23 protein-coding genes are annotated in these 24,568 nt (G+C 69.5%); 4 read left to right on the top strand and 19 right to left on the bottom strand.

The genetic code is table 11. From position 1 onward, the window contains the following. The first annotated feature begins 13 nt into the window (after positions 1-13). The gene (locus ACFWXQ_RS14210) at positions 14-1,012 is read left to right on the top strand and encodes a 3-oxoacyl-ACP synthase III family protein (RefSeq protein ID WP_383945017.1); all 999 of its coding nucleotides are present in this window, start codon (positions 14-16) and stop codon (positions 1,010-1,012) included. Positions 1,013-1,035: 23 nt separating this feature from the next. Continuing rightward, complete coding sequence (locus ACFWXQ_RS14205) at positions 1,036-2,181, top strand: alpha/beta fold hydrolase (protein ID WP_383945014.1); 1,146 nt, start codon at positions 1,036-1,038, stop codon at positions 2,179-2,181. On the opposite strand, the gene ACFWXQ_RS14200 is transcribed toward ACFWXQ_RS14205, so the two are convergent. From ACFWXQ_RS14200 to ACFWXQ_RS14140, 13 genes are all read right to left on the bottom strand, one after another. Beyond that, positions 2,090-2,968, bottom strand: a complete 879-nt coding sequence (locus ACFWXQ_RS14200; RefSeq protein WP_383945012.1) for a BTAD domain-containing putative transcriptional regulator — start codon at positions 2,966-2,968, stop codon at positions 2,090-2,092. The genes ACFWXQ_RS14205 and ACFWXQ_RS14200 overlap by 92 nt on opposite strands. Before the next feature lie 582 nt (positions 2,969-3,550). Continuing rightward, the gene (locus ACFWXQ_RS14195) at positions 3,551-6,412 is read right to left on the bottom strand and encodes a DEAD/DEAH box helicase (RefSeq protein WP_383945010.1); all 2,862 of its coding nucleotides are present in this window, start codon (positions 6,410-6,412) and stop codon (positions 3,551-3,553) included. A gap of 71 nt (positions 6,413-6,483) precedes the next feature. Next, on the bottom strand, positions 6,484-7,374 hold the full coding sequence (locus ACFWXQ_RS14190; RefSeq protein WP_386268236.1) for a diacylglycerol kinase: 891 nt from the start codon (positions 7,372-7,374) through the stop codon (positions 6,484-6,486). Between the two features lie 58 nt (positions 7,375-7,432). Then, complete coding sequence (gene tatC / locus ACFWXQ_RS14185; protein WP_383952206.1) at positions 7,433-8,389, bottom strand: twin-arginine translocase subunit TatC; 957 nt, start codon at positions 8,387-8,389, stop codon at positions 7,433-7,435. Between the two features lie 47 nt (positions 8,390-8,436). Continuing rightward, complete coding sequence (gene tatA / locus ACFWXQ_RS14180) at positions 8,437-8,724, bottom strand: Sec-independent protein translocase subunit TatA (RefSeq protein WP_200399357.1); 288 nt, start codon at positions 8,722-8,724, stop codon at positions 8,437-8,439. Positions 8,725-8,961: 237 nt separating this feature from the next. After that, positions 8,962-9,156 carry a hypothetical protein gene (locus tag ACFWXQ_RS14175; protein ID WP_055615502.1) on the bottom strand — a complete coding sequence of 65 codons (195 nt, stop codon included), beginning with the start codon at positions 9,154-9,156 and terminating at the stop codon, positions 8,962-8,964. A gap of 9 nt (positions 9,157-9,165) precedes the next feature. Continuing rightward, positions 9,166-9,453, bottom strand: a complete 288-nt coding sequence (locus ACFWXQ_RS14170) for a hypothetical protein (protein WP_359941572.1) — start codon at positions 9,451-9,453, stop codon at positions 9,166-9,168. Positions 9,454-9,464: 11 nt separating this feature from the next. Further along, on the bottom strand, positions 9,465-10,598 hold the full coding sequence (locus ACFWXQ_RS14165; RefSeq protein WP_383952209.1) for a helix-turn-helix transcriptional regulator: 1,134 nt from the start codon (positions 10,596-10,598) through the stop codon (positions 9,465-9,467). A gap of 16 nt (positions 10,599-10,614) precedes the next feature. Further along, complete coding sequence (locus tag ACFWXQ_RS14160) at positions 10,615-11,568, bottom strand: helix-turn-helix transcriptional regulator (protein WP_383952211.1); 954 nt, start codon at positions 11,566-11,568, stop codon at positions 10,615-10,617. Between the two features lie 277 nt (positions 11,569-11,845). After that, complete coding sequence (locus ACFWXQ_RS14155) at positions 11,846-12,220, bottom strand: FKBP-type peptidyl-prolyl cis-trans isomerase (RefSeq protein ID WP_383952213.1); 375 nt, start codon at positions 12,218-12,220, stop codon at positions 11,846-11,848. Positions 12,221-12,305: 85 nt separating this feature from the next. Continuing rightward, complete coding sequence (locus tag ACFWXQ_RS14150; RefSeq protein WP_307526364.1) at positions 12,306-13,313, bottom strand: FKBP-type peptidyl-prolyl cis-trans isomerase; 1,008 nt, start codon at positions 13,311-13,313, stop codon at positions 12,306-12,308. A gap of 131 nt (positions 13,314-13,444) precedes the next feature. Further along, positions 13,445-14,806: a Pup--protein ligase gene (gene pafA, locus ACFWXQ_RS14145; protein WP_143635636.1), complete on the bottom strand. Its 1,362-nt coding sequence runs from the start codon at positions 14,804-14,806 to the stop codon at positions 13,445-13,447. A 9-nt stretch (positions 14,807-14,815) separates the two neighbouring features. After that, positions 14,816-16,075 carry an MFS transporter gene (locus ACFWXQ_RS14140; RefSeq protein WP_383952215.1) on the bottom strand — a complete coding sequence of 420 codons (1,260 nt, stop codon included), beginning with the start codon at positions 16,073-16,075 and terminating at the stop codon, positions 14,816-14,818. Between the two features lie 138 nt (positions 16,076-16,213). Here ACFWXQ_RS14140 and ACFWXQ_RS14135 point away from each other — a divergent pair, with 138 nt between their 5' ends. Then, the gene (locus tag ACFWXQ_RS14135; protein ID WP_383952217.1) at positions 16,214-17,230 is read left to right on the top strand and encodes a LacI family DNA-binding transcriptional regulator; all 1,017 of its coding nucleotides are present in this window, start codon (positions 16,214-16,216) and stop codon (positions 17,228-17,230) included. A 230-nt stretch (positions 17,231-17,460) separates the two neighbouring features. On the opposite strand, the gene prcA is transcribed toward ACFWXQ_RS14135, so the two are convergent. The 5 genes from prcA to arc form a co-directional block, all read right to left on the bottom strand. After that, positions 17,461-18,207 carry a proteasome subunit alpha gene (prcA, locus tag ACFWXQ_RS14130; protein ID WP_383952219.1) on the bottom strand — a complete coding sequence of 249 codons (747 nt, stop codon included), beginning with the start codon at positions 18,205-18,207 and terminating at the stop codon, positions 17,461-17,463. Positions 18,208-18,264: 57 nt separating this feature from the next. Beyond that, on the bottom strand, positions 18,265-19,110 hold the full coding sequence (prcB, locus tag ACFWXQ_RS14125) for a proteasome subunit beta (protein WP_362077747.1): 846 nt from the start codon (positions 19,108-19,110) through the stop codon (positions 18,265-18,267). A 148-nt stretch (positions 19,111-19,258) separates the two neighbouring features. Then, the gene (locus ACFWXQ_RS14120) at positions 19,259-19,474 is read right to left on the bottom strand and encodes a ubiquitin-like protein Pup (protein ID WP_030932625.1); all 216 of its coding nucleotides are present in this window, start codon (positions 19,472-19,474) and stop codon (positions 19,259-19,261) included. A 165-nt stretch (positions 19,475-19,639) separates the two neighbouring features. Beyond that, positions 19,640-21,151, bottom strand: coding sequence for a depupylase/deamidase Dop (gene dop, locus ACFWXQ_RS14115; RefSeq protein ID WP_383952222.1), 1,512 nt, complete (start codon positions 21,149-21,151; stop codon positions 19,640-19,642). A 234-nt stretch (positions 21,152-21,385) separates the two neighbouring features. Then, positions 21,386-23,152 (bottom strand): proteasome ATPase, encoded by a 1,767-nt coding sequence (gene arc / locus ACFWXQ_RS14110; protein ID WP_055618381.1) that lies wholly within the window; start codon positions 23,150-23,152, stop codon positions 21,386-21,388. Positions 23,153-23,411: 259 nt separating this feature from the next. Between arc and ACFWXQ_RS14105 the strand changes: the two genes are divergently transcribed. Further along, a complete protein-coding gene (locus ACFWXQ_RS14105) occupies positions 23,412-23,711 on the top strand; it encodes a ferredoxin (RefSeq protein WP_055618382.1) in 300 nt (99 codons plus the stop codon). A 55-nt stretch (positions 23,712-23,766) separates the two neighbouring features. On the opposite strand, the gene ACFWXQ_RS14100 is transcribed toward ACFWXQ_RS14105, so the two are convergent. Next, positions 23,767-24,342, bottom strand: coding sequence for a hypothetical protein (locus tag ACFWXQ_RS14100; protein ID WP_384083781.1), 576 nt, complete (start codon positions 24,340-24,342; stop codon positions 23,767-23,769). Between the last annotated feature and the right edge of the window lie 226 nt (positions 24,343-24,568).

Genomic DNA, 24,568 nt, shown 5'->3' with positions numbered 1-24,568 from the left:
TTCCGTCCACGTCATGTCCGCCGGATCGGCGTTGCCCGGCGAGCCTGTCGACAACACCGCGCTCGCCGCCGCCCTGGGGGTCAACGAGGAGTGGATCGACGTCTTCATCGGCACCCGCACCCGGCACTTCGCCCGCGATCTGACGAGCGGCGACATCCGCTGGACCCTGGCGGACCTCTGCGCCGACGCGGCGGCGAACGCGCTGGAGAACGCCGGGACGGACCCGGTGGAGGTGGAGTTCCTGGTCCTGGGCACCGCGACGCCTGACCATCTGATGCCGGCCACGGTCAACCAGGTGGCCGACCAGCTCGGCCTCGACCAACTGCCCACCTTCCAGCTGCAGTCGGGCTGCGCGGGGGCGGTCCAGGCGCTGTCCGTCGCCCGGCACCTCATAGGCAGCGGTGAGTTCACGACCGGTCTGGCGATCGGCGGCGACGTCTGCACCAAGCATCTGGACCTGCGCCGCGACCTCTCCGAGGCGGCTCCGGGGGACCTCGTGAACTGCGTGCTGTTCGGCGACGGCGCGGGGGCCGCCGTCCTCAGTTCGCGTCCGGGCGACCGGGCCGTGGCGCTGCGCCGGGTTCTCAACCGCTGTACGGGGCTGGGGCGTGAGCCGGGCCAGATCATCGACTGGTTCGGCCTCGCCGACCGCGACGAACCGCGTCAGGCACTCATCGAGGACTACAAGGCCATCGAGGAGTCCGTACCGACGATGGCCGTCGAGATCCTCTGGGAGCTGCTCGACAGCCTGGGCTGGGCGGCCGGGGACCTCGACTTCCTGCTGCCCCCGCAACTCTCCGGACGCATGACCCGCCTGATCACCGAGCAACTGGGCGTGCCCGAGGCCCGCGAGATCTCCTGCGTCGCCGACACCGGCAACAACGGAAACGCCCTGCCGTTCCTCCAACTGGAACGCCTGCTACGGGAAATGACGAGCGGTCAGAAGGCCCTGGCCGTGGCCGTGGAGTCGAGCAAGTGGATCAAAGCCGGCTTCGCGCTGGAACACCTCTGAACCCCACGCCGGAAGGACACCACATGCCCGACCGCCACCCCACCGACCACGTCACGCCTGTCGACCACCTCGACCACCTCGGCCACCTCGACGCCCCGGACCGGCTCGACCAGCCGCTCCAACAGCAGGGTGCTTCCCGGGCCGCGCTCGACCACCTGGGTGAGCTCAAGGAGTTCGCCCGCCTCCACGCCCGCAACCAGGGCGTCGGCGCCCGCGGAACGGCCCGCATCCTGGCCCGTATCGGCACCGACGCCCCCGACGCGGCCGACTCCTGGACCCGCGTCTGGCGGCTGCGCGGCGACGAACTGGCCGACCGTGGCCGCCTGTTGGCGGCCTGCCGCCACTACACCCTGGCCCGCTTCCCCTACCCGTACGACGATCCCCGGCGCCACGCACAGCAGACGGCCGTCGCCACCTTCGACACCTGGCGGCGGACGCACGGAGGCATCGAGCGCCTCGAACTCCCGTACCCGGAGGGCACGTTGCACGCATGGGCGGCGGGCCTGGACACGCACCGCCGCTCCCACCGCCCCCTTCTCCTCATGATGGGCGGCATCGTCAGCGTCAAGGAGCAGTGGGCACCCCTGCTGCCCCGGCTCACCAAGCTCGGTTACGCGGCCGTGGTCACCGAGCTCCCCGGGGTGGGCGAGAACACCCAGCGCTACACGGCCGACTCCTGGCGCCTGATCCCTTGGCTCCTGGACCACCTGTCGCCCCGGGCCCGCACAGACACGGCCACGCTCCTGTCCCTCAGCTTCGGCGGGCACATGGCACTGCGGGCCGCCGCCGAGGACCCGCGCGTCCGCCGGATCCTGACGGTCGGCCCGCCGGTCGCCGGCTTCTTCACCGACGCGACGTGGTGGGAGCGGGTCCCGGGCATCACCAAAGACACCCTGCGCCGGCTGACCGACGCCCGGGACGAGACCGAACTCCGTTCACGGCTCCTGGAGTTCGCCCTCACCGAGAACCAACTGCGTTCGGTCGGCGCGGCGGTCCGCTGTGTGACGAGCGCCCGGGACGAGATCATCCCGCCCCGCGACGCGGACCTCCTGCGCACCGCCGTGCCCGACGTACGCGTCAAAGTGATCGACGATGTGCACGGATCGCCCGGACATCCGGGAGCGGTCCGCCGCTGGCTCGCCTGGAACCTGCGCGGGGCCGGCCGATAGGGGCGGCAACGACAGCTGCGGAGGCAGTGGCGGTGGCGGCGGTGACCGGCTCGGACGCGTGAGCACTGAGCACACGCGCGTGCAACCGCATCAGGGCCGGCCCAGGTGTGACGCCCAACTCGTCGTGCAGCGACCGGTGTACGGCGCGGTAGGCGCGCAGCGCGTCCGTGGTCCGGCCCGCCCGGCGCAGTGCTTCCATCAACTGACAGTGCAGCTGCTCGCGCAGCGGATGGGCGCGGGCCAGCTCCATCAGCTCACCCGTCACCTCGTGGTGGCGGCCGAGCCGCAGGTCGGCCTCGATCCGCAACTCCAGTGCTTCGAGCCGAAGTTCGTCGAGCCGTACGGCCGCCGCCGTCAGCACCTCACCCTGCGGGACGCCGGACAGCGCGGGCCCGCTCCACAGACCGAGAGCCTCTGCCAACGCCTCTGACGCGGCCATGAAGTCGCAGGCCCGGAAGGCGGCTCGGCCGCGCGAGAGCAGCTCCTCGAACCGTCGCAGATCCAGTTCGCCGGGCTCGACCCGGAGCAGATATCCGGGCGGCCGGGTCTCCAACGGGCCCCGGCCGTGGCCTCCTTGGGTGAGGGCCTTGCGCAGATGGGAGACGTACACCTGGAGAGTCGTGGCGGCGGTGCGGGGCGGCCCGTCCGGCCAGAGTTCGTCGAAGAGGGCACCGGCGGGCACGACGGCTCCGGCGCGTACCAGCAGGGCCGCGAGCACCGCCCTCTGTTTGGGCGCGGACGGTGTGCGGGGTTCGAGGCAGACAGGACCCAGTACTCGGAAGCGCATGGCAACTCCTCAGCCGTTCCTGAGCGAAGCCTGCACCTACGCCGGGGAGCGCCCCGGGAGATCCACTGGAGCCCTGCGGGAGAACGACGGGAACGGCCGTGGCGGTGAGCGCTCCGGCAGCCTCCCGGGCGTGCCCGACGTCAGCGGCCCGTCGCACGCCCCCCGACAGCGGCGCGGCACGCACCCGACGGCACCGGCCGACGCACGCCCGACGGGCAGCGGTACGGCCCAATCGTGCCCAAGCACAGGCATCCGTACGAGCCGCACAAGCCGCGCCCCGCACGCCCGCCGAGGCCGCCCAGCGCCCCAGCACCCCGCCGCCCCGCCGGCCCCGACCGCCGCCTGCCGAGCCCGCCGACCGCCCCCAGCACTCCCCAAGGCCCCCAAGGCCCCCAAGCCCTCCAAGGCCCGCGAGGCGCCCCCGAGAGGCCAGGCAACACCCATCTCACCGCGACACCCACGGCAGCCAGCGAGCCGCGTCGGCGCAACCACCCCACTCAGGCGGCCATACCCCGCCCAGGCGGCCCAGCCCCGCACACACCCCCGGCCCCGCCCCGCGCCACCAACTCACCGCCCACCGCCTCACCCCACCGACGAGTAAGCCACCACTCCCCGCAGCAACTGATCAACCGCCTTGCGCGCGTTCTTCGCGACCGTAGAGCTCGCCCCGGACGAGACCGGTGCCGCCGCCGAGATCTGTCCCAGCACGTCGATGACCTGCTTGCACCAGCGGACGAAGTCACCGGCTGGCATCTCCGCCTCGCGCAGCACCTCGTCGAGGCCCTTGCCCGACGCCCACTCGTACGCCGCCCAGGCGAAGCCCAGGTCGGGCTCGCGCTGACCGACGCCCTCGGTCTGGGTGATGCGGAAGTCCTCCTCCAGGGCGTCGAGCCGGCCCCAGATGCGGACCATCTCGCCGAGCGCGGCCTTCGCCCTGCCCGACGGCAGCTTCGGTGCCATCGCGTCGTCGCCGACCCTGGACTCGTACACCAACGCCGAGACGCATGCGGCCAGTTCGGCCGGTCCGAGGCCCTCCCAGACTCCTTCGCGCAGGCATTCGCTGGAGAGCAGGTCCATCTCGCCGTACAGCCGGGCGAGCCGCTTGCCGTGCTCGGTGACCTCGTCGCCGCGCAGATAGTCCAGCTCGGTCAGGAGCGCGACGATGCGGTCGAAGGTGCGGGCGATGGTGTTCGTCCGGCCCTCGATGCGGCTCTCCAGCTGGGCGGTGTCCCGCCGCAGCCGGTGGTAGCGCTCGGCCCAGCGGGCGTGGTCCTCGCGGTCGGTGCAGCCGTGGCAGGGATGGGCCCGGATCGCCGTGCGCAGCTGGGCGATCTCGCGGTCGTCGGCCGCCTCGGCGCGGCGCTTGCGGTGCCGCTCGGGCACGATGTGTCCGGCCTTGGTGCGCAGCGCCGAGGCGAGGTCGCGGCGCGACTGCGGCGAGCGCGCGTTGAACGACTTCGGGATGCGCATCCGCTCCAACGCCTCGACGGGCACCGGGAAGTCGGTCGTGTTGAGCCGCTTGACCTGCCGCTCGGCGGTGAGGACGAGGGGGCGCGGCCCGTCGTGGTGCTCGAAGCCCCGGTGGCCGTTGGACCGCCCGGCGGGCAGCCCCGGGTCGAGGACGAGTGCGAGTCCCGCGAACTTGCCGGTCGGGACGTGGATGACGTCACCCGGCTTGAGCTTCTCCAGGGAGACGGCCGCCTCGGCGCGCCGCTGCGACGCGCCCTGCTTGGCCAGCTCGGTCTCGCGGTCCTTGAGGTCGCGGCGCAGCCGCGCGTACTCCTCGAAGTCCCCGAGGTGGCAGGTCATGGACTCCTGGTAGCCCTCGAGACCCTCTTCGTTGCGCTGCACCTGGCGGGAGATCCCGACGACCGACTTGTCGGCCTGGAACTGCGCGAAGGATGTCTCGAGCAGCTCGCGCGAGCGGTGCCGCCCGAACTGCTCGACGAGGTTCACCGCCATGTTGTAGGACGGCTTGAAGCTGGAGCGCAGCGGGTACGTGCGCGTGCCGGCGAGGCCCGCGAGGTGGTCGGGGTTGATGCCGCGCTGCCACAACACGACGGCGTGGCCCTCGACGTCGATGCCGCGGCGGCCGGCCCGGCCGGTGAGCTGGGTGTACTCGCCGGGGGTGATGTCGGCGTGCTGCTCGCCGTTCCACTTGACGAGCTTCTCCAGCACCACCGAGCGGGCGGGCATGTTGATGCCGAGCGCGAGGGTCTCGGTGGCGAACACGGCCTTCACCAGGCCGCGTACGAAGAGTTCCTCGACGACTTCCTTGAACGTCGGCAGCATGCCCGCGTGGTGGGCCGCGATGCCGCGCTCCAGGCCTTCCAGCCACTCGTAGTAGCCGAGGACGTGGAGGTCCTCGGTCGGGATGGAGGCCGTGCGCTCCTCGACGAGGGCGCGGACTCTCTCCCGGGCCTCCTCGTCGTTCAGCCGCAGCCCCGCGTACATGCACTGCTGGACGGCGGCCTCGCAGGCGGCGCGGCTGAAGATGAACGTGATGGCGGGCAACAGCCCTTCGGAGTCGAGCCGCTCGATGACCTCGGGCCGCCCCGGCGTCCACACCCTGGACCGCTGCCGCCGCTCGCGCTCCCGGTCGGCGTCGCGCATGGCGCGGCCCCGCTTGCGGTCCTGGTACGACGGACGGCTGGCCTCCATGCGCGCCAGGCGCGTGAGGTCGGGGTTGACGGCCTTCTTGTGGCCCTCACCCTCCTCGAAGAGGTCGTACATCCGGCGTCCGGCGAGCACGTGCTGGAACAGCGGCACGGGCCGGTGCTCGGAGACGATCACCTCGGTGTCACCGCGGACGGTGTCGAGCCAGTCGCCGAACTCCTCCGCGTTCGACACCGTCGCCGACAGTGACACCAGGGTCACCGACTCGGGGAGGTGGATGATCACTTCCTCCCAGACGGCGCCGCGGAAGCGGTCCGAGAGGTAGTGCACCTCGTCCATGACCACGTACCCGAGGCCGAGGAGGGTCTGTGAGCCCGCGTACAGCATGTTCCTCAGGACCTCGGTGGTCATCACGACCACCGGTGCATCGGAGTTGACGCTGTTGTCGCCGGTGAGCAGGCCGACCTTGTCCGCGCCGTAACGACGGCTCAGGTCGGCGTACTTCTGGTTCGACAGTGCCTTGATGGGCGTGGTGTAGAAGCATTTCTTGCCCTGCTGGAGGGCGAGATGGACGGCGAACTCACCGACGATCGTCTTGCCCGAGCCGGTGGGCGCGGCCACGAGAACACCCTTGCCCGCTTCGAGGGCCTGACAGGCCTCGATCTGGAAGGGGTCGAGGCCGAAGTCGTACATCTCGCGGAAGTCCGCGAGCGCGGTGGCCTGCTCGACAGCACGCTTACGGGCTGCCGCGTACCGCTCGGCCGGTGAGAGATCCTCTGTCATCGTGCATTCGAGACTACCGGCCACCACTGACAACAGGACGATCATTATCCGATCGGAGCCTGTGGATCCGGCGTCCGGCCAGCTCAGGAAGTCGCCTCGGGACCGTACTCGGCCGCTCAGGGCCCGGCGACCCGCACCGCGCCGCGTATGCATTCCGCGGTCAGCGGCAGGGGCCCCAGTGGCTCCCCGTCGGCGTATCCGGTGATCCCCTCGGCAGCCAGTTCGATCTTCGCCGCGCGATGCACGGTGATCTTGGGGTGGCCGAGATGCGTCCCCTTGTAGACCTTCGGAAAGACCCGGAGCAGCGATCTGCGGCTGCAGTCCCCGACCACGGTGACGTCGAAGAGCCCGTCCGTGAGATCCGCACCCGCGCAGATCTTCATCCCGCCCCCGTACGAGGATCCGTTGCCGACGGCCACCAGCGTCGCCTCGATCTCGCGGACCTGGCCGTCGTCCAGGGTGATCCGGAACGGGAAGGGCCTGAAGGCGGCGAGTTCGGCGAGCATCGCGAGGTCGTACTTGAAGCGGCCGGTGGGCCATCTCATGCGGTTGCCGCGGTCGTTGACCCGTGAGTCGAAGCCGGAGGCGAGGACGGTGCCGAACCAGGTGCCGCCGACGCGCCCCAGGTCGATCTCGCGCAGCCGTGCCCCCTTGAGCGCCTCGGCGACCACCCGTCCCGCGGCGGCGGGGTCGCGCACCGGCAGTCCGAGGGCCCGAGCGAAGTCGTTCCCGGTACCGACGGCGACCAGACCCAGCGGCGTACGGGTCCCGGCGACGGCCTGGAGGGCGAGGTTCGCCATGCCGTCGCCGCCGACGGCCACCAGGGCGCCCGTGCCCGCCTCGACGGCGGCACGCGCGCGCGTGAGGGCGTCCTCGGCGTTCTCGCCGAGGACCGTGCGTACGGAGAAGCCGGCGGCCCGCAACGCGGAAGCGGCCGGCTGCGCCGCTCGGGCGCCCCGGCCGCGTCCCGCGGTGGGGTTGACGAAGAGGGTGATCTCGCTGGTCACGGCCACGGACCCTACAACGTCGTCAGGCAGTGTCGGCCGACAAGGTCGTCCGGCGGCGTCAGGTCACGTCGTCGTAGCCGTTGATCCGGTCGTGCTCTGAGTCCGCCTGCGCCGGGAGCGCGCGATTCGCCGACACGGACTCGATCTCGCCGATGTCCTCGGGGGTGAGGTCGAGCTCGGAGGCCTCGTCGTCGTCCGGTCCCTCGGCCTCGCGACGGACCCTGCGGCGGTCGTTCAGCAGCGAGAAGCCGGTGGCCGCGAAGTAGAGGATCCAGATCGGCCCGGCGAGCGCCATCATCGTCAGCGGGTCGGTGCTGGGCGTGGCGACCGCGGCGAACACGGTGATGCCCATGATCATGCCGCGCCACCAGCCGGCCATGCGCTTGCCGGAGATGATCCCGGTCATGTTGAGCATCACCAGGAGCAGCGGCAGTTCGAAGGAGAGGCCGAAGACGATCACCATGCGCGTGACGAGGTCGAGCAGGTCGTCCAGGGGCAGCAGGTTGTCCACACCGAACGGCGTGAACTCGATCAGCACCTTCGCGGTGGTGGGCAGCACCTTGTAGGCGAAGAATCCGCCGCCGAGGAAGAGCGGGACGCCCGTCGCGACGAACGCGTAGGCGTACTTCTTCTCGCTCTTGTGCAGGCCGGGCGCGACGAACGCCCAGAGCTGGTAGAGCCAGATCGGCGAGGCGAAGACGACGCCCGCCATCAGGGACACCTTCAACGCCAGGGTGAACGGCGTGAGCAGACCGTTGATCGTGATCTGCGCGCAGGTGGTGTCGTCGGGCTGCTTCGCCAACTCCTCGAAGGACTTCGCACAACCGACCGAGTCGAGGATCGGTTCGGTGAAGAAGTTGATGATGTCGTTGTAGAAGAAGGCGGCGACGACCGTGACGGCGACGATGGCCAGCATCGCCTTCGCGAGCCGGTTGCGGAGCTCACGAAGGTGTTCCGCGAGGGGCATCCGCCCCTCCGGATCCTTCTCCTCGATCTTGCGGGCAGACTTGAGCAACCCACGTTCCCATCTCGTGCAGGGGGCCGGCGGTCACCGGCCCTGCGTCAGCGCTTGGTCGTGTCCGTCGGCTCGGTGACCGGGCGCGAGCTGGTCACGTCACCGGGTGCGGCCTGGATGGTGCGCTGGACCTGGGACTGGTCGTCGTGCGGCGGGGCTGCCGGGGCGGCGCTGTCGTCCTTGCCCTCGGTCTTCATCGCCTTGGCCTCGCTCTTGAGGATGCGGGCGGACTTGCCCAGCGAGCGGGCCATGTCCGGAAGCTTCTTCGCGCCGAACAGCAGGATGATGACGACGAGGATGAGAATGATCTCGGGAGCGCCGAGCCTTCCGAACATAAGCTTTTACCTTCTCACCGAGGCGGCGTGGTTGGGTTGCTGCCCGACCGGTCGGACGTCTGTCCGACAGTCGTGCTGGCAGCGATCGTAACGCTCAGGGGTAAACGCGGGGCAATCCCTGTGCGTACTCCCAGTTTGCGGTCGGCGCCTCGCTCTCCGGGCCGCGACCAGCAGCGTACCTGCCGATCCTGCGAACCAGACAGGCCGGAGTGACTCAAAGCGCACGGACAGGAAGGCTCAGAGGGCGTCCGCAGCGCGGGCCGCACCGGCGGACGCGTGCTCCAGATCCTCGGCCGCGCGGCTGATCCTGCGTGCGGACTCGGTGACCTGCCTGCCCAGACGCTCCGCCTCCAGAAAGACACGGACGGCGAGCACTCCGAGGACGGAGATTCCCAGGAAACCCACAGCGATCGCGAACATCGGCCAGAACATGGCTCGACCCTAAGCCCCGCGAACCGTCGCGTGGAGCCGCAGGGCCCGGACCCCTCCGCCGGTGAGGAGTTCGACGATGCGCTCCCCGGCCGGCTTGCGTACCGCCGCGCCGCACTCCGGGCAGGTGAAGGAGTAGAAAGTGGTCCGATGTGTGGCGCCGATGACCAGGCGCAGAGCGTTCGCCGAGAGTTCGAAGCCGGCCCGGCAGTCGGGGCACGCGGCCTTGAACACCACGGGATCCACCCTTGTCATCCCCGAGAAAGCGGACGCCACGGACATTTCACTGATACCAGACATCGCCGACCCGCTCAAAGCCCTTGCTCCTGCCTGCCGTACAGCCCGTCATGAACTCCGTGCGGCCCGTCGTCCGGGCGCTGCGCTCCCCCGCCGCCGTCGAGCGGGGCACCCGGGGCACCCTCGCGAGGCGTACCGGGAACGTCCTGCGGCCGGTCCCCTGCTTCGCCGGCGCCCTGCGGTCCGTCGTACGCCGCGAGCGCCTCACGGGCCGCCTGCCGGGCGCTGTCCGCGACCTCCGCCGGCGACACGATCCGGCCTTCCCGGCCGAGCCGCAGCGCGAGCCGGCGCAGCGACGCCGGGTCGGGGGCGCGCAGGGTGATGCGCAGGCCGCCGTCGGGGAGTTCCTCGGCGCTGTCGTGCGGGTAGTACTCGGCGACCCAGCGCCCGCCGGGGCCGACCTCCACGACCACCTCGGGATCCTCCGCGGCCGGCTGCACAAGGCCTTCGGAGAGGTCCCGCAGCTCGACCTCGGGCGGCGCGGACGCCTCGTCGAGGATCTTGATCTCGGCGACCCGGTCGAGCCGGAAGGTGCGCCGCGCCTCGGAGCGGCGGCACCACGCCTCCACGTACGTGTGCCCGACGCTGACCAGGCGGATCGGGTCGATCTCCCGCTCGGTCAGCTCGTCCCGCGAGGGCGAGTAGTAGCGGATCCACAGCCTGCGGCGCTCGGAGATGGCCCGGTCGACGTCGGCGAAGACCCCGCCCTCGGACTCGAAGGTGACCGACAGCCGGGCGCTGGCCCCCGCGGCCTCTCCGGAGGCGGCCTCCACCTTCGCGGTGGCCCGCAGCAGCGCCTGCCGGTCGCCCTCACGCAGTCCGGGCAGGGTCGACACGGCCCGGGCGGCCACCAGCAGCGCGGTCGCCTCGTCGGCGGCGATCCGCAGCGGCTCGGCGACATCGTCCGGGTTGTGCCACCAGATCCGGTCGCCGTCGGTGTCGATGTCCAGCAGGTCGCCCCCGCGGAAGCTGGTCCCGCACAGCGGCAGTACGTCGAGATCGGAGATCAGCTCGTCCTCGGTGATCCCGAAGGCCCGCGCGACGTCCTCGACACGGGCGCCGGGGCGCTCACGCAGATATGTCACCAGCGAGAGCATCCGCCGGGTCTGGTCGAGCGCGTTCGTGGGCTTGGCCGGTTTTCCTGCCACTTTCTTACGTTCCCCCTCAGCCCTTGGCCACGGCGCGCAGCCGGTCGACGACGTCGGCCCGCAGCTCGGCGGGTTCCAGGACGACGACGTCGGGCCCGAACTCGACGAGCCAGGCATCCAGACCGTGCCCGTACGGAATCTCCAACTCGTCCCACCCGCCACCGAGTTCCCGTACGGAGGCGGCCTTCGCCCGCAGGGGGTAGCCGGAGCCCGATCGCAGCCGGATCAGCGCGGAGCGGTCGGCGATGTCCCCCGCCCAGCCCGCGACGGTCTCACGCACGGTGACGACGTCGGGCACCTCGGCCGTGTACTTTCCGCCGCGTGTACGGACCTTGCCGGTGATCCTGGAGAGCCGGAAGACCCGCTCGGCGCTCCGGTCGCGGTCCCAGCCGGCCAGGTACCAGTGGCCGCGCCAGCACTCCAGGGCCCACGGCTCGACGACTCGGGGCTCGGGCCGGGCCGCGGTGGCCTTGCGGTAGTCAAAGGCGACGGGCCGCCGGTCACGGCAGGCGAGCATCAGGGGCTCGAAGGCGGCCTCGTGGACGGGGATGCGGGGTTCGAGGGCGCCATGGGCCTCGTACGGATCTACGTCCTCGGGGAGGCCTGCGGCGCGCAGTTTCTGCAGGGCGCCGCTCGCCGCGCCCGCGAGGCGGGCCTGCTGCCAGACCTTGGCGGCGAGGCCGAGGGCCGCGGCCTCCTCGGCGTCGAGGGTGATGGGAGGCAGCCGGTTGCTGTCGCGGCGGGCCAGATAGCCGACTTCGCCGTCGAGGTTCTCCACCGTCTCGATGACCAGGCCGAGTTCGCGCAGATCGTCCTTGTCGCGCTCGAACATCCGGTTGAAGGAGTCGTCCGAGCTCGCCTCCAGATAGGCCTCGATGGACTCGCGGAGCTCACGCTTGCTGAGCGGCCGCCGGGTCCCGAGCAGACACAGCGCCAGGTTCATCAGCCGCTCTGCCTTGGCAATGGCCATCGATGCCCTTCCCTATGATGCTTCCGACCGATGACCGTACCGCCCCGGGGTGTCGTGGCAAAAGCCGAGGGCCCATGCCCGGACTGGCATGGGCCCCAAGTGATCGGGTCCGGTCGGACCGTGATCACACGGCGTACGAAGACCGGACCATGATCAGACCTTCGTGATCACCGGGCCGTGCTCGGGCCCTCGTGGTGATCGGGTCGTGCTCGGGTCGTACTCGGGCTCTCGTGGTGACCGGGCCGGAGGTCTCCCCCGGCCGGTCCGCCGCGAAGGCTCAGACGCCGACCAGGTCGCAGACGAAGATCAACGCCTCGCCGGGCGCGATACGGCCGCCACCGGCGCCACGCTCGCCGTAGGCGAGGTGCGAGGGGATGGTCAGCTGACGGCGTCCGCCGACCTTCATGCCCTGTACGCCCTTGTCCCAGCCCGCGATGACCTGGCCGACGCCCAGCTGGAACTGGAGCGGCGCACCGCGGTTCCAGGAGGCGTCGAACTCCTCGCCGGTGGAGAAGGCCACGCCCACGTAGTGGACGGAGACGGTGTCGCCCGCCTGGGCCACCGGGCCGTCGCCCTCCCAGATGTCCTTGATCTCGAGGTCCGCCGGGGGCTCGCCGCCCGGGAAGTCGATCTCGGGCTTCTCGATGCTCACTTTTCTGGCTCCTGCTTGTTTGCGGCACGTGTTTGCGACGCCTCTGTGACAAGGCAACGCGGACAGTCTTGCATTCCCGAAGGCGTTACATCTTCGCGAGGATGTCGACGGAGAAGACGAGCACCGAGTCCTTCTTGATGCTGCTGCCCTGCGGCGGGTTGTCTCCGTAGCCCAGCGCCGGCGGAATGACGATGAGGACCCGGCTGCCGACCTTCTTGCCGGTCAGACCCTGCGCCCAGCCCTTCACGACCTGTGCGAGCGGGAACGACGTGAGCTGCCCGCGGCTGTACGAGGAGTCGAACTCCTTGCCGTCCGCCCACAGCACGCCCTTGTACTGGACGAGGAGGCTGTCGCTCTCGGCGACCTCGTCCCCGTCACCCTCCAGGATGTAGTTCGCGACGAGCTTCTTCGGCGCGGCCTTCTTCGGCACCTCGATGGAGGGGGCCTTGCCGTCGGTGTTGGTGCCGACCTTCGGCAGGTCGATGTTGTCCTGCGCGACGGCCGTCCCCTTGGCGGAGCTCTTGCCGTTGAACGCCTGCTGGATGTCGACCACGAAGACCAGCGTGTCGGTGCCCTTGATACCCGCCTGCGCGTTGCCCGACGTGCCGTAGCCCCAGGTCGGGGGCACGGCCATCTCGACGCGGCTGCCGACCTTCTTGCCCGCGAGGGCATAGCGCCAGCCGTCGATGATCTGGCCCTGGGCGAGCTGGATGACCAGCGGCGTCTTGCGGTCGAAGGAGTTGTCGAAGACCTTCGCCGAGGACCAGATCTGGCCCAGGTAGTGGGCCTGGACGAAGTCGTTCTCCGCGACCGTCCGGCCGGTGCCCACGATGACCGTCTCGACCGCGAGGTCCTTCGAGGGGTCACCGCTGCCCTTGGCGACGGTGGGCTTCTCACCGAACTTCTCACCACCGGTGATGCCCGGCAGCGGCCCGTCGACGATCTTCGGCGGCGGGGGCGCCGAGGCCGAGGGCGAAGCCGATGGGGACGGGCTGTCGCTGGACTTGGCCTTGTCCGACTTGTCGTCGTCACCGCATCCGGCGAGAGTGACCAGTCCAGCGGGGACGGCGATGAGAAGTGAGCGTCGGCGCACGGTGGGGGCCTCGTATCGGTCGATCTTGGTTGATGGCGTGCGCGCAACTCTACGACGTGAGAAGGGCGCCGTACGGAAAACGTACGGCGCCCCGCGTTGCGTTCCGGAAACACTCCCGGACGCGTCATGACTCACATTCCGGCGATGAGCTTCTCCACCCGGTCGTCGACGGAACGGAACGGGTCCTTGCACAACACGGTGCGCTGTGCCTGGTCGTTGAGCTTCAGGTGGACCCAGTCGACGGTGAAATCACGACGCTGTTCCTGGGCGCGCCGGATGAAGTCGCCGCGCAGCCGGGCCCTAGTGGTCTGCGGCGGTACGGACTTGCCCTCGAAGATCTTCAAGTCGTTGCAGATCCGCGCGGCTTGGCCCCGCTTCTCCAGCAGGTAGTAGAGACCCCGGCGACGGTGGATGTCGTGGTAGGCGAGGTCTATCTGAGCGACACGCGGATGCGACATCGTCATGTTGTGCTTGGCGCGGTACCGCTCGATGAGCTTGTACTTCATCACCCAGTCGATTTCGGTACCGATCCGGTCGAGGTCCTCGGACTCGATCGAGTCGAGTGTGCGGCCCCACAGCTCCAGGACCTGGTCGACGACGCCGGTACGGATACCGCGGCGCTCGACGAAGTCCACGGCCTTCTCGTAGTACTCGCGCTGTACCTCTAGGGCCGAGGCCTCACGGCCGCTGGCCAGGCGCACCTTGCGGCGGCCCGTGATGTCGTGGCTGACCTCGCGGATGGCCCGGATCGGGTTCTCCAGGGTCAGGTCGCGCATCACCGTGCCCGCCTCGATCATGCGCAGCACGAGGTCGGTGGCGCCGACCTTGAGGAGCATGGTCGTCTCGGACATGTTCGAGTCGCCGACGATGACGTGCAGCCGGCGGTAGCGCTCGGCGTCCGCGTGCGGTTCGTCGCGGGTGTTGATGATCGGCCGGGAGCGGGTCGTCGCCGAGGAGACGCCCTCCCAGATGTGCTCGGCCCGCTGGCTTACGCAGTACACGGCACCACGCGGGGTCTGCAGCACCTTGCCGGCACCGCAGAGGAGCTGCCTCGTGACGAGGAACGGAATGAGGATGTCCGCGAGCCGGGAGAACTCCCCGTGACGGGCCACCAGATAGTTCTCGTGGCAGCCGTAGGAGTTGCCCGCCGAGTCGGTGTTGTTCTTGAAGAGGTAGACGTCGCCCGCGATTCCTTCCTCGTGCAGGCGTCGTTCGGCGTCTACCAGGAGTCCTTCCAGAATGCGCTCGCCGGCCTTGTCGTGGGTGACCAGTTCCGTCACGTTGTCACATTCGGGTGTCGCGTATTCCGGATGTGATCCCACGTCGAGATAGAGGCGGGCGCCGTTTCGCAGAAAGACATTGCTGCTGCGGCCCCATGACACGACACGGCGGAAGAGGTACCGCGCCACCTCGTCGGGAGACAGGCGTCGCTGTCCCCTGAACGTACACGTGACGCCGTACTCGTTCTCCAGCCCGAAAATGCGGCGGTCCATGACTGAACATTACGCCTGATGGCCTGTGCTGAAACGGGGTTCGGGGGCACCGTTTCGATCATTTTCCGAACCGCCCTCGACCACCGTGCCCCCGCCCGTAGCTGCGAGGACCCGTCCCGTGGCCAGCAGAACGAGCAGCGCGGCACCTCCGGCGACAGCCGATACGGCGAAGCCCCGGACGGCTCCGCCCCACTCGATGACCGGTCCCGCGAGGCCCGTCCCGACGGACGCTCCCACGGTGAACGTCGTCACAAGCCAGGAGAACGCCTCGGTGACCGTGCCCCGCGGCGCGTGCCGGTCGACGAGGATGAACGCGCAGGCGATACAGGGTGCGAGGAAGACTCCGGCAAGGGCCATCAGCGCCGTCATGGCGACCACACCCGGCATGAGCATCAGCGGCAGATAACAGACCGCCAGAAGGGCGACGAGCACGCGCAGTCGCCGCTCCGGCGCGCCGCCCCACTGCCGCGCCCCGTAGACCGTGCCGCCGACGAGCGCACCGAGCCCGATGGCGGACATCAGCCAGCCGTACGTCGCGTCGCCGCCGTGGTCGTCCGCGTACGACACGCTCGCGACCGTGATGGAACCGAGCGCCATTCCGACAAAAAGGAACGCGCCGAGCAGGGCGATGAGTCCGGGCGAGCGCAGCGCGCCGAGCCAGTGCGCCTCGCGCGGCGCCGAACGCCACGCGCGCGAGGGCCGCGAGACGACCACGGAGAGCGCGCCCAGCACCCCGATGACGTTCAGGATGATCAGCGCGGCCTGCGCGGACCACAGGGCCACGCAGAGCGTCACGAGCAGCGGCCCGACGGTGAACATGACCTCCTGCGCCACGGCGTCCATCGCGTACGCCGTGTGCACCTGGTCCTCCTTGCGGAGGACGGAGGGCCACAGTGCCCGCAGACCGCCCTCCAGGGGCGGCGTGAAGAGTCCGGCGACGGCTATGAGGGCGTACGCGAGCGGGAGCGCCTCGGTGCCGGTGAGGGCGAACACGGTGGTGGCGAGGGCGGAGACGAGCGCGGCGGGCAGCTGGATCCGCGGCTGGCCGTAGAGGTCCACCAGGCGGCCGAGCAGCGGCTGGCCCACGGCGTTGGCCACTCCGTAGACCGCGGCGAGCGCTCCGGCGAGGCTGTAGCTGCCGCCCTCGGCGCGGATGAACAGCACGATGGCGATCGCGGAGGTCGCGTTCGGCAGCCGTCCCACCAGGGTGCCGACGAGCAGCCGCATGGCGTGTTTCGCCCGCAGAATCTCCAGATAGCCGGTGGCCATGGCCCGCCCCTTTCGGCTCCAGAATGCCCGAGTCGTCCCACCCGCGCCGCCGGAAGCGTTGGAAGTGTTACGTATAACTTCGCTGGTCATACGTACCATGTGCGCTGTCCGCGAGTCCAGCAGAAAGACAGGTCGACGGTGGCAGCAGGCAGCCCCCGCCCCACGAGCCGTGACGTCGCCCAGGCCGCGGGAGTGTCCCAGGCGGCCGTCTCGCTGGTGCTCGGCGGCAAGTGGCGCGGGCGGGTCTCGGAGGGCACGGCGGAGCGCGTACGGGAGGCCGCGCGGGAGCTCGGCTACCGGCCGAACCTGGCGGCCCGCAACCTGCGTCTGGGCAGCACGCGTACGGTCCTGCTGGTGGTCCCGGCCCTGACGACCGAGTTCTTCGCCGGCGTCTACACGGGCGCGGCCCGGGTGGCGGCCAAGCACGGCTTCGGAGTGGTGCTCTACCCCTCCCCCGAGGGCATCGGTCCGGCCAGGGACCCGTTCGCTTCCGCACAGGCCGCCCTGGACGGCGTCATCGCCTCCTCCATGGCCGCCGACGCCCTCACGGCGATCCGCGGCGACCAGCTGCCCCTGGTGATGCTCGACAGCGATCCGGCAGGCAGCACGGGCGCGGCAACGGTCAACCTCGACATCCGCGACGGCGTACGGCAGGTCGCAGAGCATCTGCTGGGCCTCGGGCACCGCCGTTTCCTGCACCTGGCGGCGGACATCCCGTCCTGGACCTTCGACATTCGCGCCCGCGAACTCGCCGAGCGTCTGGCTGCCGTCCCGGGCACGGAGCTCCGCACGGCCCCGGCCCCGATCTCCATCGAGGGCGCCCTGGCCGCGGCCGAGACGGCCCTGGCCGCTCCCGGCCCCCGCCCCACCGCCCTGGTCTGCGACGACGACAAACTGGCCGCCGGCGCCTACAAGGCCGCCCGCCGCCTGGGCCTGCGCATCCCCGACGACCTCTCCGTCACCGGCCTCGACGACCTGGCCCTCGCCACGGCCCTGGACCCGGAACTCACGACGGTCCGCCTCGACGCCGACCTCTTCGGCGAACGCGGCATGGAGGCCCTCCTGGCCGTCCTCAACGCCCGAGAGCCCACCGCCGAGGACATCCCGGTACACCTGGTAATCCGATCCTCCACAGCTCCACCAGCCGCCCCGTAGGGTTCACGGGGCAGCACACCCGCCCCCCACAAGGGGCGCGGGGAACGGCGCGCTCGGCCCAGAACAACCCGCACACAACCACCGGCCCCTGCCCCCCAAGGGGCGCGGGGAACTGCGCGACAAGCCCCCACCGACCCGCACACGACCACCGGCCGGAGCCCCCCGCAAACACCGTGTGCCCCCGGCCTGCAAAAGGCCGAGGGCACACAAGTCCAATCAGGTCGAGGAGGTCACTCCTCGTCCTCCGGGTCCTCGGCCTCCGCAGCGGTGGAAGCCCCACCCTCCTCCAACAACCGCCCGAGCTGCCGCCCGGTAATCCGCTTGAACTTGCGCTGCTGCGGCCGCGTACGGTCCAGCACCGCGACCTCCAGCCGCTCCGCGGGAATCTCCCGCTCAGTACCGTTCGTGTCGCGCGACAGCGCCTGAACGGCCAGCTTGAGCGCCTCGGCGAGCGACATCCCCTCCTGGTGCTGCTGGTCCAGGTAGGTGCTGATCTGCTCGGCATTTCCGCCGACCGCGACCGAGCCGTGCTCGTCCACGATCGACCCGTCGTGCGGAAGGCGGTAGATCTGGTCGCCGTCGGGGGTCTCGCCCACCTCGGCGACGACCAGCTCCACCTCGTACGGCTTCTCCGCCGCGGAGGAGAAGATCGTGCCGAGGGTCTGGGCGTAGACGTTGGCCAGACCGCGGGCGGTCACGTCGTCACGGTCGTAGGTGTAGCCCCGGAGGTCGGCGTAACGGACGCCGCCGATCCGGAGGTTCTCGTATTCGTTGTATTTGCCTGCGGCAGCGAAACCGATCCGGTCATAGATCTCGCTGAACTTGTGCAGCGCACGGGACGGGTTCTCGCCGACGAACACGATGCCGTCGGCGAACTGCAGCACGACGAGGCTGCGGCCACGGGCGATGCCCTTGCGGGCGTATTCCGCCCGGTCGGCCATGGCCTGCTGGGGTGATACATAGAACGGCGTCGACACCGGCTATCCGTCCCTTTCTGTGGAAGTCACTCGATCACCTTGACAAGAGGTCCGCTGTCAGAGCAGCGCGGCCCGTGGGCCGTCGGGCTGCTCAAGGCGCCGCTCCAGGATCGAGCGGGCGATCTCGGAGGACTCGTCGTCGGTGAGGCGGCGGAATCCGTCTGCGGTGATCACGGTGACGATCGGGTAGATCCGGCGGGCGACATCGGGACCACCGGTCGCCGAGTCGTCGTCGGCCGCGTCGTACAGCGCCTGTACGACGAGCGTCGTGGCCTGCTCTTCGGTCAGGTCCTTGCTGTAGAGCTTCTTCATGGCGCCGCGGGCGAAGATCGAGCCGGAGCCCGTGGCCGCGAAGCCGTGTTCCTCGGAGCGGCCGCCCGTCACGTCGTACGAGAAGATGCGGCCCTTCTCCCGGTCCACGTCGTACCCCGCGAAGAGCGGGACCACGGCCAGGCCCTGCATGGCCATGCCGAGGTTGGACCGGATCATCGTGGAGAGGCGGTTCGCCTTGCCCTCCAGGGAGAGCGTGGCGCCCTCCACCTTCTCGAAGTGCTCCAGCTCCAGCTGGAACAGCTTCACCATCTCCACGGCCAGACCGGCCGTACCGGCGATGCCCACCGCCGAGTACTCGTCGGCCGGGAAGACCTTCTCGATGTCGCGCTGGGCGATCATGTTGCCCATGGTGGCCCGACGGTCACCCGCGAGTACGACACCGCCGGGGAACGTGGCGGCCACGATCGTGGTCCCGTGCGGTGCCTCGATGACGCCCTTCATGGGCGGCAACTGCCGGTTGCCCGGGAGAATGGCCGGCTGGTGTTCGGACAGGAAGTCCATGAACGAGGACGAGCCGGGCGTCAGGAAGGCAGCCGGCAGACGCCCGGTGCTACGAGGGTTGGCTTCCACGCGATGTCCTTCCACGTAGGCGGCGGCCCGCCGGGGACGGCCGAGCCGATCATCAAATCTGTGCACGGACCATACCCGTACCCACGCCAGTCATCCGTCCCGGCGCCGACCCGATGGAACGGGCCGACTCCGGGGCGGACAACCGGGGTTACTCTCCGCCCTTTTGGACGAAGGAACGCACGAAGTCCTCTGCGTTCTCCTCGAGGACGTCGTCGATCTCGTCCAGTACGGAGTCGACATCGTCCGACAGCTTCTCCTGGCGCTCCTTGAGGTCTTCGGATGCCTGCGCCTCGGGCGCCTCCTCGACCTCTTCGGTGTTGCGCGTCGCCTTCTGCTGTCCGCCGCCGGTGTCCTTGGTCGCCATAACCCTCACCCCGCTCGGTTCGACGTTCTTGATCAGACCCTACAAGCAGGGTCCGACATCGGCCCCGCAGTTGCTACAACGTCCGGGGGCCACCTCGATGATTCCCGGACGCCGCCTCTTTCCACCTCGCCCTGCCGTATCGGCCCGAGGGCCGCGGCGGCCGGATCAGCCGCCCGAAAGGACCCTGACCAGGTCTTCCGCCGTACGGCAGCGGTCGAGGAGCTCCTTGACGTGATTACGCGTTCCGCGAAGCGGCTCGAGGGTTGGGACCCGCTGGAGCGAGTCACGGCCCGGCAGATCGAAGATCACCGAGTCCCAGGAGGCCGCCGCGACATCGTCCGCGTACTGCTCCAGACAGCGCCCGCGGAAGTACGCGCGGGTGTCCTCCGGCGGCTTCGTCCGGGCCCGCTCCACGTCCGGCTCGTCCAGCAGGCGCTTCATCCTGCCGCGGGCCACGAGGCGGTTGTAGAGGCCCTTCTCCGAGCGCACGTCGGCGTACTGGAGGTCGACCAGGTGCAGCCGCGCCGCGTCCCATTCGAGGCTGTCACGGCGCCGGTAGCCCTCCATGAGCTCCCGCTTGGCCACCCAGTCCAGCTCGCCCGCCAGGCTCATGGGATCGCTCTCCAGGCGCCCCAGGACGTCCTCCCAACGAGTGAGCACGTCCTTGGTCTGCTCGTCCGCGTCCGCGCCGAACCGCTCCTCGACGTACTTGCGCGCCAGTTCGAAGTACTCCATCTGCAGCTGGACAGCGGTGAGTGTCCGGCCGCTGCGGAGCGTGATCAGGCGCTTGAGGGTCGGGTCGTGCGAGACCTGGTGCAGCGTGCGCACCGGCTGGTCCACTGCGAGGTCGACGGCGATGAAGCCGTCCTCGATCATCGACAGGACGAGGGCGGTCGTGCCGAGCTTGAGATAGGTCGAGATCTCCGAGAGGTTCGCGTCGCCGATGATCACGTGCAGGCGGCGGTACTTCTCGGCGTCCGCGTGCGGCTCGTCACGCGTGTTGATGATCGGGCGCTTCAGAGTGGTTTCGAGGCCCACCTCGACCTCGAAGTAGTCGGCGCGCTGGCTGAGCTGGAAGCCGTGCTCGTGCCCGTCCTGACCGATACCGACGCGGCCCGCTCCGGTGACGACCTGGCGTGAGACGAAGAACGGCGTGAGGTGGCGCACGATGTCCGAGAAGGGGGTCTCCCGCTTCATCAGGTAGTTCTCGTGCGTGCCGTACGAGGCGCCCTTGTTGTCGGTGTTGTTCTTGTAGAGGTGGATCGGCTGGGCGCCGGGCAGCTGGGCCGCGCGCTCCGCGGCCTCCGCCATGATGCGCTCGCCGGCCTTGTCCCACAGGACGGCGTCCATCGGGTTGGTCACCTCGGGAGAACTGTACTCCGGGTGTGCGTGGTCCACGTACAGCCGCGCCCCGTTGGTGAGGATGACATTGGCGAGGCCGATGTCCTCGTCGGTGAGCTGACTGGAGTCGGCGGCCTCGCGGGCGAGGTCGAAGCCCCGCGCGTCCCGCAGCGGGTTCTCCTCCTCGAAGTCCCAGCGGGCCCGCCGGGCCCGGTGCATCGCCGCCGCGTAGGCGTTGACGATCTGGGACGAGGTGAGCATGGCATTGGCGTTGGGGTGGCCGGGGACGGAGATCCCGTACTCCGTCTCGATGCCCATTACTCGCCGTACGGTCATGCGGCCCTCCTTGCCCGGCGGCGTCCTCGGTCGGGGACGCCGCTCAAGTACCGCTGGCGCTCCGGTGCGTGTGCGGTGCCCGTCCCCGCACTGCGCGACTCGGCGGTACCGAAGAGCCTAGAGCGCCTTTGCGCTGGTGGGGAGATCATTTGCGTCATTGCTCAGCTCCAGCTGTGCCCTGGAAAACAGTCGGCTGCGGGTACCCGGTGAGGGCACCCGCAGCCACCCTGTCTTTTACAGGTACTGACCGGTGTTCGCCACCGTGTCGATGGAGCGTCCGGTGTCCGCGCCCTGCTTTCCGGTGATGAGCGTACGGATGTAAACGATCCGTTCGCCCTTCTTTCCGGAGATACGGGCCCAGTCGTCCGGGTTCGTGGTGTTCGGCAGGTCCTCGTTCTCCTTGAACTCGTCCACGCAGGCCTGGAGCAGGTGGGAGACCCGCAGACCCTTCTGGTTGTGCTCCAGGAAGTCCTTGATCGCCATCTTCTTGGCGCGGCCGACGATGTTCTCGATCATGGCGCCGGAGTTGAAGTCCTTGAAGTACAGGACTTCCTTGTCGCCGTTGGCGTACGTGACCTCGAGGAAGCGGTTCTCCTCGGACTCGGTGTACATGTGCTCGACGGCGGTCTGGATCATGCTCTGGACCGTGGTGGTCTTGCTGCCGCCGTGCTCGCCGACGTCGTCGGAGTGCAGCGGGAGGCGCTCGGTGAGGTACTTGGCGAAGATGTCCTTGGCCGCCTCGGCGTCCGGACGCTCGATCTTGATCTTCACGTCGAGACGGCCGGGACGCAGGATCGCGGGGTCGATCATGTCCTCGCGGTTCGAGGCGCCGATCACCACCACGTTCTGCAGGCCCTCCACGCCGTCGATCTCGGCGAGCAGCTGGGGAACGATGGTGTTCTCCACGTCCGAGCTGACGCCCGATCCACGGGTGCGGAAGAGGGACTCCATCTCGTCGAAGAAGACGATGACGGGGGTGCCCTCGCTGGCCTTCTCACGAGCACGCTGGAAGACGAGGCGGATCTGCCGCTCGGTCTCACCGACGTACTTGTTGAGGAGCTCGGGACCCTTGATGTTGAGGAAGAAGCTCTTGCCCGTGGCCTGTCCGGTCACCTCGGCGACCTTCTTGGCCAGCGAGTTGGCGACGGCCTTGGCGATGAGCGTCTTGCCGCATCCGGGGGGCCCGTACAGCAGTACGCCCTTGGGCGGCCGCAGTTCGTGCTCCTTGAACAGGTCGGGGTAGAGGTACGGGAGCTCGACCGCGTCGCGGATCATCTCGATCTGGCCGCCCAGACCGCCGATCTGCTCGTAGCCGATGTCCGGGACCTCTTCGAGGACGAGCTCCTCGACCTCGCTCTTGGGAACGACCTCGTAGACATAGCCGGAGCGGGGTTCGAGCAGCAGGGCGTCGCCCGGGCGGATGGTGACATCCATCAGCGGCTCGGCGAGCCGCACCACCCTTTCCTCGTCGGTGTGCCCCACCACGAGGGCGCGCTCGCCGTCCTCGAGGATCTCCTTGAGGGTGACGATGTCGCCGACGCTCTCGTACTCCATGGCCTCGACCACGTTGAGAGCTTCGTTGAGCATCACTTCCTGGCCACGCCTGAGCTCTTCGAGCTCGACACTGGGGCTGACGTTCACCCGGAGCTTGCGGCCCCCGGTGAAGATGTCGGCCGTGCCGTCCTCGTTCGCCACGAGGAAGACACCGAAGCCGGCCGGCGGCTGTGCGAGCCGGTCGACCTCCTCCTTGAGTGCCACGATCTGGTCGCGGGCCTCTCGGAGGGTGTTGGCGAGCCGCTCGTTCTGCGCGGACACGCCGGCCAGATTGGTCTGCAGCTCGACGATCCGCTCTTCGAGAATCCTCGTGTGTCGCGGAGAGTCGGCGAGCTTGCGTCGCAGGACGGCGATCTCCTGCTCAAGGTAGGCAATCTGCCCGGACGGGTCGTCGGACCCTCGTCCCGGGCGGATGCCGCGGTTCATGTCGTCGTCGTGGGCTGCCACGGTCCTCACCTCCTCCAAGGGGAGCTGGACGCTTCCAGACCCTACCTGGGTGGGTGTCGATTGAAACCCCTAGATCACAAAGACGGTCGAGGTGTGTCCGATCTTCACCCTTGCGCTCTCCCTCACGCCAGTGGAATACCCACACAACATGATTGGGAAGCCGACGGAGGTAGGGTCGAAGTGTTCAACACCCGTCAGAGCTGGCCCGATTCCCAAGTCCTCGGATCGCTCGGCGCAGGAAACGGCAGGAGAAAAGACCGTGCAGCAGGAGGCCGGAGTCGACGGCGAGGGGCTTGAGGTCTGGATCGACCAGGACCTCTGTACCGGCGACGGAATCTGCGCCCAGTACGCCCCCGAGGTCTTCGAGCTGGACATCGACGGCCTGGCCTACGTGAAGAGTTCCCAGGACGAGCTCCTGCAGGCCCCTGGCGCCACAACGCCCGTACCGCTGACGCTTCTGCGTGATGTCGCCGACTCCGCGAAGGAGTGTCCGGGCGACTGCATCCATGTACGTCGCGTTTCGGACAGGGTCGAGGTCTACGGTCCCGACGCGGAGTGACCGTAAGACCACTCCGCGTGACAACCTGTCTGATTTCTCACGCCCGGCCCGCTTCTCACACGCTGTGGGCCTCGGACGGCGTGGAGCGAACGAACGCGCCGTTCTTCCACTGCCACTTGGCGCGCTCGGTCACGTCCGGACAGCAACTCGGCACGTCGCGCGACGAGTAGCCGAGGAGGGTCGCGGTGATCGTGGCGTCACGGACGGCGAAGTCCTTGACGCTCATACGGTCCTTCGGGTCGACCAGCGTGGCGACGACGCGGGGCTTCGGGTCGTCCGCGGACCGTGTGACGACGTAGACACCGCTGGGCGGGGTGCCGAAGCCGGCCTCGCAGCGGACCACGGCGACCGTCTCGGGGCGGCCGTCGCCGTCGAGATCGCCGGAGGCCTGTCTCTGGACGGCGGCCTCGGTGGGGCCGCACTCGATCGGGAATTCGACGCCGGCCGGGTCGGGCGGCGCCACGGCGGCCGGGGCCGTCTTCGCCTCGGGGCCGTGCTGGGCGGCGGTGGCCCGGTCGGGCTGCAGGAAGCCGGAGGCCGCGACCACTCCGGCGAGGGCGGTCGCCGTGGCCAGCCAGTGGATCGGACGGGTGTGCGTGTGTGCCAGTTCCGGAACGGCGGATTGCTGCACTAGGAAGTGTCTCCCGTGAGGGCTGTGCCGGTGGGGGTGGCCAGCATGGTGCCACACGTCACACCGTGAGGGAACGGCGGGGTCCCGAGTTGGTGGCGGGGTGTCAAGGGAAAAGCGTCGTGGGGGGGGGGTCGGGGGGGGGGGGGGCCCGCGCACCCCGCGCCAACGAGGCGGGATGTCGGGCCCGGGCCCCGCGCCCCCCGGGCGCCCGGCCGGCGGCGGGCGG

This window comes from Streptomyces sp. NPDC058697, assembly GCF_042715345.1.
Taxonomy (GTDB): domain Bacteria; phylum Actinomycetota; class Actinomycetes; order Streptomycetales; family Streptomycetaceae; genus Streptomyces; species Streptomyces liliifuscus.
This window is presented reverse-complemented; position numbering and strand designations above follow the sequence as displayed.